Here is a 14956-nt window from a genome sequence, read left to right as displayed (position 1 = left end):
TACTGCCATCAACTGCTTCCACTTCACTGCCATCGCCTCGGTAAAGTGACACTGCCGTTACCAGCTGAGTTATTGTTGGGAGGTTTCAGTCCCGTTACCGGGAATCGCTACGTTTCAAGCAACGGAACTGCACCAGCTGTTGCCGCACCACTAACAGGTTTCAGTCCCGTTACCGGGAATCGCTACGTTTCAAGTTCTACGGTCTTTCTGTCTGTGAACGTTACAAGAAACGTTTCAGTCCCGTTACCGGGAATCGCTACGTTTCAAGCCCACCACCCGACCAGCGACCTTGGTATGCCATTGGTAGTTTCAGTCCCGTTACCGGGAATCGCTACGTTTCAAGAATTTGCATTGTGCTTGGCGTGCCAAAAAGCAGAGTTTCAGTCCCGTTACCGGGAATCGCTACGTTTCAAGCCGGGAGCGCTAAAGGGAATGCCGCCGAACAGCATATTTAACAGTTTCAGTCCCGTTACCGGGAATCGCTACGTTTCAAGCGTAGAGCGATCGTGCAGATTGCATTGAGTAAGCACGTTTCAGTCCCGTTACCGGGAATCGCTACGTTTCAAGAGTGACCTGTCCGGAGCGAAGTTAATATCCTCTCTCGGTTTCAGTCCCGTTACCGGGAATCGCTACGTTTCAAGTCCGCCATCTGAAACCCTTACAGAGCAAGGATTCTACCAGCAGTTTTGGCAGATCGAAAAAATGACCTCATTTCAGCCTCGCTTATTGACATAAAATATCAATAGTGCCGAATATCAAAACGCTGTAACTATTAACTTGTCTAGGTTCTGGCGATTTTGGCAGAACCCCCCTGGTTTTAGCCCCCGCTTCGGTTTGCCAAACATCAATCTAGTAACATTATAGACGGACTACATCCCAACGTCCACAATCGGTTAGATATCTTCATGTTAATTGAACCGAACGCTGGTCGCACAACCGCAAAGCACGTAAATGACTGGTGACTCCATAAAATAAACTGGCTGCGGTAAGATTTCCACACTTCTTTAAGAACTGGAAAAACGAGATTCTCACAAATTGCAAATTCTGAGTTATCAACTACACCATCTCGCATGGTGGTTTCTAAATCTTCTCGCAAGTAGTCAGAGACAATAAACTCAGTCTCGATAATAAAATTTACTTCTGTGTAGGTAATTTGAAATTCTTTAAGAACTTCTCCTATAGTTTTGTAATTACTGAAAGCCATATTGACCTCTTGAAAAAATAAGACTTATGTTAAGTACTTAATACCTTTTTTACAGTCAGAGCTAGTTCTGAAATCCGAGATACAATAACTGTGCGATACGGCTGTCTTCCGATAGCTTCGCTATTGCTCTCAACTTAGAGAGGAAAACACAGGAGTTTCGATACGGCTGTCTTCCATTAGCTTCGCTATCGCTACTGATTCTCACATTAATTCTCTAAAGTTTGCTCTGCTAGCGCTTGGACTAACAACTGCCGAAATTCCTCTAGGGAATTAATGGTGAGGGACTGTTTGAAGAGTTGCTTGAGTATATGATTATCGTATAAATTATTCAGCATTTCAACGAACTCTGGTGGTACTTCCTCAAACCTCGTTTCCAACACTTCAATACGATATTCTCAGCTTGTCTTGAGCATTCCCACTCGTTCTACACTCGTAATGTATGGCATTGTTTCTGCTCCTTCGTAACTCATAAGTTCATTATCAAACACTTGTTCTAAATTCTCGGGTAAACCCATCATCCAATCTATAAGTCGGAATAACTGAAGAATGTTGTCTTTAGTGTATCCCAACTCATACAATCGCTTAACCAAACTTAGTTTCCACCGCAATCGTCCTTGCGGGTCTTTTGTCGTTGCTTGGGTTTGCAAGTGTGCCATAGAAAGCACCAGTCGCGCTAAAGCTACTTGAAATTGGTGAAACTTAAGCTTTACCAAGGCTGTAAATCAATATTTGATAAAGTTGAAGAGGAGAACTGTAAGTATTGTAATAAGGGTATAACTAACCATGACTGAAGTTAAATCAACTCGTACTGCACGCCGAGGACGAATATTTCCTGAAATTCAGTGGACTGAAGAACAAAAAGTGCAACGAGAAGCTGAAAGTGAAGAATTTTTCCAACGCTGCAAACCGATATTCGAGCGAGTTAAATCGGAATTGATTGAGACTCACTATAACTGGTATATGGCAGTTGAACCGGATAGTGGCGAATATTTCGTTGATAAGGGTTTGGAAGTAGTTTCATCAAAGTGTCGCGAAAAACATCCTAGTAAGGCACAATATACTTTCCGTATCAACGAAACAGGTGTTTGTGGAACTATATAATATCAGTTTTTTTTGGTGATAAGGATGCGCTCCTTTTTGAAATTGAACTTATTAGAGAATGCCTCAAACGTCGAAAGGATTTGGTAAGACTGGACGTTGAGTATACTCATTATTATTATGTGGATGTTCTATTTCCATATACCGCACACTACCTCTTGGTTTTCCGGGAAAACTCAACATTTCCAAGAACATTTTGATGCGCGGTACATCTTCCAAATTTCCATTAGGGTTGTCACCAATTTGCTTCAAGACATAATGCTTGAATGACTCTACAAAGACTTGAGCCTCAACTTGAGTATCACTGTAGTTTCCTGACTCCCAGTTATTTCCGCTAAATAGCTTTTGGTATCGTTTCTCTTTGCGTTGACTTAGCCATAATTGTTGATTAGTTAGTTTAACTGCTCCCATGCCAAAAGGTTTTCCCATACCAAGAGAAAAACAATATTCTCTATCGCTCTTGATATATATGCGGTTTTCCTTTTCTTTTGCTAAATCTAATATCCACAAAAATGCTCCTAATTCCTCATCAGTTAAATTCTCAAAGTAAATTTTGAAATGGAACCTAACTTTTGAGCCAATAGGTCTAATTTTTGTATATTGTTTCGGTTTACTGTGTATTTCTTCCTCACGCTTTTCTTCAATTGAACTACAGCTAACATCTTTTTGATGCCAATATAACTTATGCCCACGAATAATGGTATCTTCAATGGGTCTACTCCCATAGTGCTTGAGGTTTTCTCGTTTTGCATCTGGATTAGTTTGAACCAAATAATGCTGAAAAGTAGTAGGTTTTGGACTAGCTAAAATGCGGGGTGTAATTCTTTGTTCAGGGTGATCTTGACACCAAATCTGCTCGTTTGGTATTGAATCATCAATTACAGCATCAGTAATAAATACTCTTCCAGCGCGAGATTGGTTCTCTGATTTTTTATCCTTGACCCAACCGAAAATTGCTTCAACCATGTCAATCGCTGGATTATCGGAGCTTTTCAAATTGGGAGGAATAAAATCAGTAACTGAAGCAGCACGCCCATTTTTAGTATTGGAAATATAAGGAACCCTAAAATTAGGACTGTGACCAAATAATATAACTTTTTCACCTTGTTTTATTTTGCAAAAGAAAACAGGTTTATTATTTGCCAAAATTCCATTTTTTTTATCAAAATATTTTTGTTGAAAATCAGTTAACGCAGAACAATAGTCCTTAACTGCATCAGGATCAATTTCAACATAATCGTCGGTTCTTTCTCCAATCAAGCAATGATATTGACGAGAAGATTTACCTTCTGGGTTTCCTTCAATCATATTGCCGCTTGTGACCAGAGTTCCCTTGTATTTATGATTAAGATTATCTTCACTAACTTGGTTAGCAACATAGCGCGTTTTTTCCTTACTTATTTCATCAAATCGTACTTCAATGTTTTGGGGGTAATAATCATTACTATTAAAATCAATTAAACCAACATCTTTAGGCACTACAGATTTATGAACCCATACAAAAGGTTGGTCTTTAAGTGTTTGAGCTAAATAAATCCGCCAGTGACCATCGCTTTGCTGTTGTAGATATCCAGCCTTGACTTTGCTTACCCACTTGCTCTCGCCATCCTCTTTTTTCTCACAAAGCTTTCTCTTGTATTCATTAGTGAGAGGATCGTTATCAGGTGCAGCCACAGCACGAAAAAAGAGCTTTTCGTATCCTGACACTTTATGAATTTTACTATAAGTAACAATTTCAAAAAGAGCCCTTATCATACCTCGCAAGCTACTGCCAGGAATGACTGGACGATAATTAGCTGGATCATAAAAAAAGTCAGTCCATCGTTGTTGTTCTTCTGGGGTCAGTTGCTCTAGTTCGTAGAGATTACAAGAGCGATCGCCAAACTTCTGAAAGTCATCTGGAATTAACCCGCAACGAATGTAGAGGGGAGTTTGTGTGACTATAGTACATTGAACATAACCCGTGTAACGCTGTGGGTCGTAACAGTTCTGCTTGGGAAGCTCTTGTGCTATCACGACTTGTTCTTCATCTGGTAGTTCCACAAAGTTGTAAGGGGCAAAGGCTCGACGATCTTTACGAACTGGGGTAGTATGCTTGGGTATCATAATTGAATCTAATTAGTTGGCGAATAAATCAACAAGGCGGCTGAGATAGATGTAAGCTAAACCATCATTGTTATATCTAAAATAGTGATGGACAACCAGGCGAAGCGGACGTTTTTTAGCTTGCTTACCAATTTCAAACTTATCTGAGATGTTGGATAGGGGTACAGCATGTTCTAAACCATCCTGACCCTCCTCAACAAGCGTAAACTTTTCTTTTTGTTCCTTAACTTTAGTGCCCCAAAGCATTTGATGTTCAATAATTGGCTTTACTCCTTCAACATTTTCAATCAGTCTTGCACGCCAACCTTTTTCCGTTCTCCATAACATGAGTTCACTATCTTCACAAAAGACACGACACTGTTGTAAAGTGCATTCTCGAAACTTGGCAAATTGAGGAAATTCACAATCAGTGGTGATAAAATCATTTCCACTCCAATATCCCCAAATTATACCATCATGAGCATGAGCTAATAAATATATTGGTTTACTGTGCTTTTTTGGCGCATTTTTCTTTAGGTAATTATAGAGAGTTTGGTTATCTACAATTGATGTAGCTTCGTGAGGTGTACATTTAGGTTGAATTAAATTGCTCATGCTACCACCTTCTTTTTTGATTCAGAAGTTGAATTGGAGGGAGAATACCTCAAAAATGCTTCGACCATTGCTTCAAGTTTTTTAGGGTGACTTATGTGCAAAGTTTTATCTGGTTGTTCCTGAATCATCCACTCTTGGGTTTTTCCTGACTTGTAGTAAGTCATATTTGCACAAATGCCCTGCAATCTTCCCCGTCCAACACTACTAGCTCCACCTACAGGCAAATCCTCTGTCCACAAATCTTTCAACAACAATAACAGTAGACCAATTTCATGGTCTTTAGGGTCACATAATTCTAAGTGTAGTTTTAAGTTTTCATTACTACCTCCCAAAACTGGCTGTTCTTGAAACAAAGCACCGTGATAAACACCTCCTGTAAAACGGTCGATAGCAATGCGAGATTGTACTAAGTCAGTCGTATGTTTAATAATGCTCTCATGGACAACTAGACGACTTGCTTTAGCCTCTAACTTTTTCTTTCTACTATTAGAATCTGGCTGATTTATATCTTTTTTGCCTTTAGGAAAACCAAATATGTCATTAACTATTTCCTGAGTAATTTGGGAGTTAACTTCATGTAGAGTGTTTACAATCCGTTCTGCTCGATGGCGTAACACTCCTGCTAAACTTGTACCCGATAATACTGGTACCGCATTTGGTTGATTTGCACTCTGGGGATTGGGTCGATGGGATTTTAGATGAACAAACTCTGGATCGCGACTTGTTTCAAATTGACTGGAGCGAATAAGTAAAGAACTGGTAAGTTTAAATGTGGCTTGAATGGTGAAGCGAACGCGCCGATCCTTAAATTCTTCCACAAACTTAAGACCTACTTCTTTCATCGCTTCAATAATTGAAGTATTAACAGCAGGTAATTTAGTACAAGGTGGCTCAGTTAACCAGGAATGGTCAAGAGTTAACCAAGCCATGCGATCGCTTGCATCTTCCATGTGAAAATTCCAGACTTGCCATTCTTTCACATGACAGCGACCAAAACCCCGCCGCTTTTTCATACCAACGCTAATTTCACCCTTTTCTAAACCCTGAAGTGCGATCGCTAGTCCTTTAAGTAAGGCAGGTTCATCAGATTCTCTTTCTATCAACAACTCAAAACACAAAGGAAATTCTGTTCCAGTTTGCAGTAACTCTAAATCATATTTTGCTTTATCTGCTGCTGTCCGAGTGACACTGTTAATTTCTACCCCATCTCTTAGTTCAAATTTGATGGGAGAAGTACTAATGGAATCATCAATAATCAGAGGGCTTTGATTACCATCTTCATCACTCCGAATTGCTCCAAATAATATAGTTGCTAAATCATCAGCTTTTTCACTAGCCATATACCCATTTTCGTATTCTCGCAAGTAGTTTCGTATAGCACCCGCAATAGACGAACCTGTTAACAGAGCATGCTCGCTGATACTATCTCTAACTAATGCTAAGTGAATTGGGCTTTCTGCATCACCATTTCCCAGACTAGTTGGCGTATCTAAAATTAAAGTGCTTCGTATAATAACACGCTTAATAATATAACGTTGTTTACGTATCAAGTCATTTTTTATTGCAAATAATGCCTGAGTATTTTTCATTGACTTTTTTCCTTTTTAGCTTTTTTAGCTACTGCCATAATTAAACGAAGCGTATATTCTCTAGCTAAATCAGAATCAGGTTCAATCTTTTGAATAATTCCAGCAATATTTACTTCTAATTCTTGAGGATTTTTTAGCCATGACTTAGACTCTCCAATCGGGCTTTCCAGCCAATCTTTCAGTTGTTGTTCTAAAGATTTATTTCCAGAAACTTTCGTATTTCTATACTGTTCAATGACCTTATCTGTTAAGCTACTCAATAGCTCAATAATTGGTAGAAAAGTTAGCTTATTTAATCCTTGTCGAGCAACAATTTCTAGTCGATATAGTTGGCTATTGCTAATATCCCCTTTTAAATTAATCTCGCTAATTCTGTCTATAAGACACTTTTCTAACCTTTGACGCAAAATATTTTTGGCTATTTGCGCTGCTAAATCCTGATATTCATCTTCTAACTGAATTTCATTTTCACAATTTATTCTATTTGAAATAACACTAAAATTTCTGTACTCTTCTAACCAGTTAATAGCAACTCTACCAAATCCATCAATACAACGTTCCCCAATTCCTTCAATTTCTAAAATTTGAATTTGTTCAGTTGTTAGTTGTGCATCAAATACAAAAACACTACCTGCTGATAAGGCAGTAACTTGAGGTAGAGGTAAACCCCACTTACGGTTAAATCCACCTACAAGCGTACTACTGATGAAGATATCTGTTGGTTGAGGTAACTGTATTTTTATTTTCAGTTTCTCTTGTAATTTATCTTCAATTGCTTGCTTAATCGACACGGGGTCAACTGAAACTTGTCCATAGTCATTTCTAACAATAGTGTCACTCAAAAGGGTAATTCTTAGCTTTTGACGATTTACTCGTTCTTGAGGTGGAATACCTATTTCAGCCCATTCCTCACTTTTGTATGTATCAACTTGAATGATTTTTGTATGTCCATAACCTGCACTTTGAGAACCACCTAACCATATATCTGCTGAATTTAGTAAAATATTAATCATTTTTACATCATCATCTTCACATAAAATAACTCCTTGAAAAATTTGCCCAACATCTAAAGCCTCATAACGAAAAATTGCACCTTCTCCTTCTTGAATTACTTCGTTAGTATCTCGATCTCGTTTGGTTGGTGATGAACGTCCTTTGATGCGATCGCGTAAATTATGAATATTGATTCGTCGTTTTTCTTCGTATAAAACTACTTGACGCTTGTTAACATTACAAAATCTCTCACTATTTTTTTTTAAAGATATTTTTCCTGGGGCAAATTGACTTAAATCAAGAATATCTGCTGAAGAGAATTCTTCATCCTTGTTTTTGTACCAAGCAAGAGGAACAGGCAATGTACGTTTTTTTTGTTTTTCACAAAATAGATACGCGTTTAAGTAACGTGTACTATTATCAAAAAATAATCTGTTAGCCTCTTTAAGTTTTTTTGTATTTTCTTCCTCTACTTCCTCTAAAATATTTTCTCTAACTCCTTGGTTAACTTTTCCTAAGAAAATATCATTTGGTAATTCTGGATAACTCTTGAGGTAACGACCAATTAAAGCACCACGAATCATACTGCCAGGAATATAAGCATAGGATACATCACTGTTAGGATCGCCTTGAAATGAAGTAGCTAAAATTGGCTGTTGTGTTTCCAAACAAAAAGTAATTACTGGCATTTATTTTTCAATCTAAATGGTTCCAAAAAGATGTAAGAAATCTTGAGTAATATTGTTTTTATTAGTATCAAATAAACTACATTGGACGTGACCCCGACCTCGATTACGCCCACTACCAAGATGTCGGAGTGCTAAAACTCCAACTCCTAAAAGTGCTTTCATATCAGATGTTGGTTCTTCATCAAAAAATAAGTGAGCAGTAAACCGGGGTTGAGTACTAGGAAGATCGCGAATCACAACACGCGCAGACCGCAGACTTCCGCTATCAGGTGTTCCACTTTCAGAATTAATTGCTGTTTGGCGACGAATAGTTGTTAGTGAATTTAGTATATCTGTTAGTGTCAAAGCTAATTTATTATTATCTTCTTTCTCTTTCAGCATTTGGAGAGAAACAGACTTACGTAAATTTTCTGGTAAACAAGCATCACCAACGTGCATAATAGACATTGTTTCTAAGACACTACCAGGAACACCAAATAACTTATTTTTGACATTCATCCAATGTTGGTAAATATCGCCCTTGAACAGGATAATTAGGTTATCGCACTCTTCACTCAACAACCCTTTTAAAGTGCGTCCTCTCAAATAAGGAAAACCACAGTTGTCATGTTCAACTTCTTGATCGATTAAACCAGCAACACCATCACCTCGACCAAAAGTTGTATCACTCAAAAGTTTAATTTTTAATTGTAGTTCATAGTTCATTGTTATTGCCTTTCAAATCGATGTAAAAATCTAGTGCTTCAATAGCATCAAAGTAACCACAACGGAGTTCACAAGTATCTTCAGGGCTGATATCTTGAATCCATCCTGCGTGTTCCAAATTGTTAACTTTGGACAAAGGTGGCAAGGCTTTGATTCCGTATATATTCATAAACTGTTTAGTCTTATTAGATCCGTGACGAAACACTTCACGTAAAGCAATTACTTTATTGCGGCGAGCTTTCCAAGGTTCGTTACCTTCGACATCATCATAATAACCATTGAAGTGGTGAACTACGTTAATAAAGTTAAACCAAGTACGCCATTGCATATCATCTGTATCATGGTCTTTTAGGCGTATTGGTCGCATGGTAAGATTTCCAACTGAAGGTTTATACTCTCGTTTACGAATTTCTCCGAGTGAACCAATTAAACCAGTTGTTGCAAAGTGCCAATCAATAGTTGAACAATAGTAATCTTGAGATTCACATAATCTTTCTCTCTCTTCACGAATAAAGTTTTTAGCTGCTGTGTATAACTCTTTAACAATTTGGTAAGCTCTAGCAAAAGGATAGTGAGTTTTTACAATACAAACTCCAGCACGAGCCGTTAATTTCTGATTATCAGAAACTTTTTGGTTCTCAAATTCCCTAAGATAAATCGCTGCTAACTCCAGCCCTAATCTTCCTTCACAAACAAAGATAACATCATCACCACCATAAACTAGAGGGCGAAATGGTAGATAGTATTTACCTTCCTTAGATTTTTTTAAAGCAAAATTATTAATATTTCCTATGATTTCTCCATTTTCAATAGAACTACAAATTATTTCTAAAACTTTTTTGAGCGCTGCTATTCCAGCATTGTTAATATCACAAGAAAGTTGACGCATCTCAATGATTGCATCTTTATCTGATTTACCTCTACCGCATTTTTGAAAGCGATTACCCATCCCATTACCATCTGCATGAACGATAGCAACATAACTAGAATCACCTTCAGAACGACCTAAACAGGGCTGAACTTTGGACAACAAAATCATCATGACAGCAAGAAAGTAGAGCGTGAAGATACTCGAATTGGGGACATCGTTCCCGGTCGAGTTGCCAATATTAAGGTTATTGGTGTTGGTGGTGGCGGTAGCAATGCTGTTAACCGCATGATAGCATCCGATGTCATAGGGGTAGAGTTTTGGTCAATTAACACCGATGCACAAGCTCTCACTTTAACCTCAGCTCCAAGTCGTTTGCAAATAGGACAGAAGCTAACACGAGGTTTGGGAGCGGGTGGTAATCCTGCAATTGGTCAGAAGGCTGCTGAGGAATCACGAGACGAAATTGCGAAGGCTTTGGAAGGTTCCGATTTAGTGTTTATCACTGCTGGTATGGGAGGGGGTACAGGTACTGGAGCCGCTCCAATTGTTGCAGAAGTCGCAAAAGAAATGGGTGCTCTTACCGTCGGTGTGGTGACTCGTCCATTCATCTTTGAGGGACGCCGCCGCATTCAGCAAGCAGAACAAGGAATTGAGGGTCTAAAAAGTAGGGTAGATACACTAATTATTATTCCTAACAACAAGCTGCTGGAGGTGATCCCCGAGCAAACACCCATGCAAGATGCTTTTCGTTATGCGGATGATGTGCTGCGTCAAGGGGTACAAGGGATATCCGATATCATTACGATCCCCGGTTTGATTAACGTTGACTTTGCTGATGTGCGTGCTGTTATGGCAGATGCAGGATCGGCGTTGATGGGAATTGGTATTGGCTCAGGAAAATCAAGAGCGAGAGAAGCAGCGATCGCAGCTATTTCTTCTCCCCTCTTAGAATGTTCCATTGAAGGGGCTAGAGGTGTTGTCTTTAACATCACAGGCGGTAGCGACCTGACCCTCCATGAAGTCAATGCTGCTGCCGAAACGATATATGAAGTGGTCGATCCCAACGCCAATATCATTTTTGGAGCAGTGATTGATGACAGACTTCAAGGAGAGGTGAGACTGACGGTCATTGCGACTGGTTTCACCGGTGAAGTACAGTCCGCGCCATCTCAAAATGTCAATCAACCACGGGTTGTATCTCCACCTCCGGCCAGACGACAAATGCCACAACCACCAGCAATTAACCCTCCATCACCCATAACAGAACACAAAGAAAAACCAGGATTGGATATTCCTGATTTCTTACAACGACGTCGCCCACCCCGTAACAATTAACAAATTATGAATTATCAATGCAATCCGGTTGAAAAATCATAAGATTTTTAACTCGTATTTCATCAGTTAAGGGTTTTGCCAGTTGCGGTTCTTAAGATTGTGGTGGTTTTTCAAAATATAGCCATATTCCACTTAACTAGACTGAATGTCGGCACCCGGTCTTACTGTTGTAATTTCCAATGTTTTGTTTGTAACCGTTTCGGTTCACCAGGGTGCCAAGGAAATTACACGGGAGCCTCAAAAATTCTCACTATCGCTTCTACCGTAGGAAAAAGTCACCTTCGGTAAGTTCCCCCATAGCAATTATTGACGCTTTTAAAATCAATTAGCTATTTTTAATTTTTCCCGTTCACCGTCTTTTCAACCCATTCAATCACCTGTTGACCGAGACGCTTATTGTCTAATCGGTCTATCTCTCTGACTCCTGTGGGACTGGTAACGTTAACTTCGGTGAGGTAACCGCCAATCACGTCAATACCAACAAAAATTAAACCGTCTTGGCGTAATGTTTCCAGAAGTTGGGCACAAATTTCATACTCGCGAAGAGTTATTTCAGTTTTGGCAACTGTTCCACCCGCCGCCATGTTATTGCGAAATTCACCACGAGCAGAAAGGCGATTGACGGCACCAATGGGTTCACCATTCAGCAGGATAATTCGCTTGTCTCCCTCTTTTGCTTCCGGTAAGTAGGTTTGTACCATAACTGGTACTCGACCTTGAAGAGTACTCAGCTCGACTATGGAATTGAAATTGCGATCGCTTGGTTCTAAAAATAAAATCCCTTCTCCTGCTTTGTTCCCTAATGGTTTGAGCACCCCCGATCCCCTCTCTTCTACAAACTGCCGGATCAACTGCTTATCAGCACTCACTATCGTTTCTGGGATCGCTTTAGTAAACTGAAGGGCATACATTTTTTCATTTGCCGAGCGGATACCTCTTGGACTGTTAATCACCAAGGTTTTGTTTTGGTCAATATAATCCAGAATGTAAGTGGCATAGAGATAGGGAACGTTAACTGGTGGATCTGTTCGCATGAAAACAGCATCCATTGTTTCCAGGCAAAGGGCAGTGCGATTGTCTAACCTGTACCAAGAGTTAACCGTTTGATAGCGTCCGTCTACCAACTGCACTGGTACAAGTTCCACTTGTTCTAGAACTGCCCAGGCTTTGCCCTCTACAACCCCTAGTGAGTTTGCTTGAGTTACCCAAACTTCATGTCCTAAAATTTGTGCTGCTTCCATCAAGGCAACACTGGTATCATGACAAGGATCGAGCTGATGGATGGGATCGATAATAAAAGCCAGTTTCACGCTGTCTGCCTCTGTTGCCAGGAAGTAAGGTCAATTATGAATTATAAAATTTTATGTTGTTTGCAATTCATAATTCCCAACTAATCATGACTCAGAAGCGAGTAGCCGATCTAACTTTCCTTGAGAGTCGAGGGCATGAATATCATCACACCCACCAACGTGATGACCATTAATAAAAATTTGTGGTACGGAACGCCTTCCATTTGCCCTTTGAGCCATTTTATTCCGTGCTGCTTCGTCTCCATCAATACTGTATTCAGTGAAATGGACTCCCTTTTTAGTTAATAACTGTTTAGCACGGATGCAAAATGGGCAACTTCTCCAAGTGTAAATTTCTACTTTCGCAGTCATAATATCCTCAAATTAGTTAATATTTCTTAATTTTAAATTGTATTTGTTGGCTCTGGTTGAGTTAATAAGCTGAGAAATAAAAATCAAATGAGGTACTGTCATGGTAATAAACAGTTATAAGGTTAGCCAGGTAAATCTGTACTAACAACGCACAACAATTTAAGTAGGTCGGCACAATAAAACATACTTATGTTCACTTCTGTTAATAGCCTTAAAGCCGATGTAACCACTAACAGCCCTTACAAATAGTTGTGTTTATTTACGCCGACCTACTGACTTATTTAGCTATAGTTAGCAGCATAGTGAACCAACTGCCCGAGACGCTGACGTAAGGTTTCTAAGCCCAAACGGTTGCTCGCAGAAATAAACACTGCTAAAGGAAATTCTTCCCTCGCTATTGCTAGGGTTTCGCTATCTACTTGGTCAATCTTATTAAAAACAACCAGTGCTGGACCGGGAGTGACTGGCATTTGTGCCAAAATATCTCTAACTGCACGAATATGACTTAACCATGCAGGATGAGATAAATCTACCAGATGCAGTAAGGCATCGGCTTCGGTGACTTCCTCTAGGGTGGCCCGGAAGGCATCCATTAATGATGCTGGCAACTCGTGTATGAATCCCACTGTATCTGTGACCAAAATCTCTTGGGCAACACCAGTCACTGCATCGGGCACAGCCAAGCGTCGTGTGGTGGGGTCAAGAGTGGCAAACAACTGGTCGGCTGTATAAACTTCAGCATTAGTTAAAGCATTTAATAAAGTAGATTTCCCAGCGTTGGTATATCCCACAATAGCTACTGAGGGCACTTCCTGATGTTGTCGCCGTTGGCGCAATCGTTCTCGATGTGCCTGAAGTTGGTTGACTTCCTGCTGCAATCGTGCAATTCGTCGCTGAATGGCACGGCGTTCTGTTTCCAGTTTGGTTTCACCCGGTCCTCGAGTACCAATACCACCCCCCTGCCGGGACATTGCCTGACCTCTACCAGTCAAACGCGGTAACATATACTCCAACTGCGCTAATTCCACTTGCAGTTTACCAGCACGGGATTGAGCCCGTTGGGCAAAGATATCTAGAATCACTTCGGTGCGGTCAACCACCCGAACACCAATCTGAGATTCTAAGTTGCGAACTTGGGCAGGTGATAGGTCGCGATCGAAAACAATCAAATTTGCTCCCAAAGTTTGGGCACTTAGGGCAATTTCTTGTACCTTACCTTCACCAACTACGGTTTGGGGATGAATGCGCGATCGCTTCTGCCGCATCATCTGCACTACGTTTCCCCCAGCAGTCTCCACCAATCGCCCTAGCTCTTCTAAAGTGTCTTGGAATTGTTGAGGTGTTAACTCATCTGTCATCACTCCAACAATAAGAACACGCTCGTGGTCTGAGTCTACTTCTTGGGCGACATATTCCCGCCGGAACTCTTCTTCCAGCGCTTCCACCAAATCCATAAAGTCCTGCTTTGCGAGCATATCCAGACTCATCGGTGGTAGTATGCTCCAATTGGCGGTTGGGTACTTACTTTGCTGTGTTGTACCTCCTTCTTTGCCCCCGCTAGACGAAGGTAGATCTAGAGCAGATGTTTTCACAGCTGGACTGGTGATGAGATTGCGAGCGTCTTGGGGTGCTAGGTGAGCTATGTAAGCTTCCTTGACGTACCCAGTAGCGCCACCACCCCGTCTTTGAAATCCCGTTCCAGTAATGTTGAGCACGATCAAGGCGTCTAACCTTTGCATTGCCATTGATGTCAGCGCCGCTTCATTTGGCGGTTCTGGCTTCAAATGTGTAGCAATGCAACGAATACCGCTCAATCGTTCAGCACCGTATCGTGGCAATTCCAAAAGTGGAATTTGCGTTTGACGTGGTGTCCCTACCCCTACACGGATGACTTGTCCGCGCCGATTGAGGTAAGTACATACGGGCTGATTCAGCTCGGTGCTAATTGCCGCCAGTCGCTCCGAAAACTCAGGCGTAGTGATGCGATCGCCTGGTATGCGCTGGTGATACAGCCGCTGCAGTTGTTTCAGCTGGCTCGATTTTAAACCTTGGAGATTACCGAAAATAGTCTCGATAAGCGCCTCTGACCAGTAATGGTCCCCCGAATCCTA

General features: G+C 40.5%; 12 protein-coding genes, 2 pseudogenes and 1 CRISPR repeat array. Of the genes and pseudogenes, 2 read left to right on the top strand and 12 right to left on the bottom strand.

Annotated features, from left to right (window positions below):
* Positions 1-82 precede the first annotated feature (82 nt).
* Positions 83-641: a CRISPR direct-repeat array (repeat unit 37 nt; unit sequence GTTTCAGTCCCGTTACCGGGAATCGCTACGTTTCAAG).
* A 311-nt stretch (positions 642-952) separates the two neighbouring features.
* The 3 genes and pseudogenes from ACYRY3_RS14090 to ACYRY3_RS14080 all read right to left on the bottom strand — a co-directional run.
* Positions 953-1204 (bottom strand): annotated as a pseudogene (locus tag ACYRY3_RS14090) (hypothetical protein); the annotation flags it as partial.
* Positions 1205-1410: 206 nt separating this feature from the next.
* Positions 1411-1584, bottom strand: coding sequence for a hypothetical protein (locus ACYRY3_RS14085; RefSeq protein ID WP_460202272.1), 174 nt, complete (start codon positions 1582-1584; stop codon positions 1411-1413).
* A gap of 15 nt (positions 1585-1599) precedes the next feature.
* Positions 1600-1917, bottom strand: coding sequence for a hypothetical protein (locus ACYRY3_RS14080; RefSeq protein ID WP_460202271.1), 318 nt, complete (start codon positions 1915-1917; stop codon positions 1600-1602).
* Between the two features lie 70 nt (positions 1918-1987).
* On the opposite strand from ACYRY3_RS14080, the gene ACYRY3_RS14075 reads away from it, so the two are divergent.
* Positions 1988-2305 carry a hypothetical protein gene (locus ACYRY3_RS14075; RefSeq protein WP_460202270.1) on the top strand — a complete coding sequence of 106 codons (318 nt, stop codon included), beginning with the start codon at positions 1988-1990 and terminating at the stop codon, positions 2303-2305.
* Between the two features lie 63 nt (positions 2306-2368).
* Here the strand turns inward: ACYRY3_RS14075 and ACYRY3_RS14070 are convergent, their stop codons facing one another.
* The 6 genes from ACYRY3_RS14070 to ACYRY3_RS14045 are packed head-to-tail and all read right to left on the bottom strand — an operon-like array spanning position 2369 to position 10017.
* The gene (locus ACYRY3_RS14070; RefSeq protein WP_460202269.1) at positions 2369-4408 is read right to left on the bottom strand and encodes a TIGR03986 family type III CRISPR-associated RAMP protein; all 2040 of its coding nucleotides are present in this window, start codon (positions 4406-4408) and stop codon (positions 2369-2371) included.
* A 12-nt stretch (positions 4409-4420) separates the two neighbouring features.
* The gene (gene csx19, locus ACYRY3_RS14065; RefSeq protein WP_460202268.1) at positions 4421-5002 is read right to left on the bottom strand and encodes a type III-D CRISPR-associated protein Csx19; all 582 of its coding nucleotides are present in this window, start codon (positions 5000-5002) and stop codon (positions 4421-4423) included.
* A complete protein-coding gene (locus tag ACYRY3_RS14060) occupies positions 4999-6591 on the bottom strand; it encodes an RAMP superfamily CRISPR-associated protein (RefSeq protein ID WP_460202267.1) in 1593 nt (530 codons plus the stop codon). The genes csx19 and ACYRY3_RS14060 overlap by 4 nt, the downstream gene beginning before the upstream one ends.
* Positions 6588-8273, bottom strand: coding sequence for an RAMP superfamily CRISPR-associated protein (locus ACYRY3_RS14055; protein ID WP_460202266.1), 1686 nt, complete (start codon positions 8271-8273; stop codon positions 6588-6590). The genes ACYRY3_RS14060 and ACYRY3_RS14055 overlap by 4 nt, the downstream gene beginning before the upstream one ends.
* Positions 8274-8285: 12 nt before the next feature.
* Positions 8286-8978: an RAMP superfamily CRISPR-associated protein gene (locus ACYRY3_RS14050; RefSeq protein WP_460202265.1), complete on the bottom strand. Its 693-nt coding sequence runs from the start codon at positions 8976-8978 to the stop codon at positions 8286-8288.
* A complete protein-coding gene (locus ACYRY3_RS14045) occupies positions 8968-10017 on the bottom strand; it encodes a Cas10/Cmr2 second palm domain-containing protein (protein ID WP_460202277.1) in 1050 nt (349 codons plus the stop codon). The genes ACYRY3_RS14050 and ACYRY3_RS14045 overlap by 11 nt, the downstream gene beginning before the upstream one ends.
* Here ACYRY3_RS14045 and ftsZ point away from each other — a divergent pair.
* Positions 9988-11184: pseudogene (gene ftsZ, locus ACYRY3_RS14040) on the top strand (cell division protein FtsZ); the annotation flags it as partial. The gene ACYRY3_RS14045 and the pseudogene ftsZ overlap by 30 nt on opposite strands.
* A gap of 335 nt (positions 11185-11519) precedes the next feature.
* On the opposite strand, the gene gshB reads toward ftsZ, so the two are convergent.
* The 3 genes from gshB to hflX form a co-directional block, all read right to left on the bottom strand.
* A complete protein-coding gene (gene gshB, locus ACYRY3_RS14035) occupies positions 11520-12494 on the bottom strand; it encodes a glutathione synthase (RefSeq protein WP_460202264.1) in 975 nt (324 codons plus the stop codon).
* A gap of 84 nt (positions 12495-12578) precedes the next feature.
* Positions 12579-12845, bottom strand: coding sequence for a glutaredoxin 3 (gene grxC, locus ACYRY3_RS14030; protein ID WP_460202263.1), 267 nt, complete (start codon positions 12843-12845; stop codon positions 12579-12581).
* A gap of 281 nt (positions 12846-13126) precedes the next feature.
* Positions 13127-14920: a GTPase HflX gene (gene hflX, locus ACYRY3_RS14025; RefSeq protein WP_460202276.1), complete on the bottom strand. Its 1794-nt coding sequence runs from the start codon at positions 14918-14920 to the stop codon at positions 13127-13129.
* Positions 14921-14956: the final 36 nt, after the last annotated feature.

Source organism: Scytonema sp. NUACC21, assembly GCF_054684315.1.
This window is presented reverse-complemented; position numbering and strand designations above follow the sequence as displayed.

Coding starts and splice junctions, on each gene's coding strand:
- ACYRY3_RS14075 (WP_460202270.1), top strand. CDS start 1,988: ATGACTGAAGTTAAATCAACTCGTACTGCACGCCGAGGACGAATATTT.
- ACYRY3_RS14070 (WP_460202269.1), bottom strand. CDS start 4,408: ATGATACCCAAGCATACTACCCCAGTTCGTAAAGATCGTCGAGCCTTT.
- csx19 (WP_460202268.1), bottom strand. CDS start 5,002: ATGAGCAATTTAATTCAACCTAAATGTACACCTCACGAAGCTACATCA.
- ACYRY3_RS14060 (WP_460202267.1), bottom strand. CDS start 6,591: ATGAAAAATACTCAGGCATTATTTGCAATAAAAAATGACTTGATACGT.
- ACYRY3_RS14055 (WP_460202266.1), bottom strand. CDS start 8,273: ATGCCAGTAATTACTTTTTGTTTGGAAACACAACAGCCAATTTTAGCT.
- ACYRY3_RS14050 (WP_460202265.1), bottom strand. CDS start 8,978: ATGAACTATGAACTACAATTAAAAATTAAACTTTTGAGTGATACAACT.
- ACYRY3_RS14045 (WP_460202277.1), bottom strand. CDS start 10,017: ATGATTTTGTTGTCCAAAGTTCAGCCCTGTTTAGGTCGTTCTGAAGGT.
- grxC (WP_460202263.1), bottom strand. CDS start 12,845: ATGACTGCGAAAGTAGAAATTTACACTTGGAGAAGTTGCCCATTTTGC.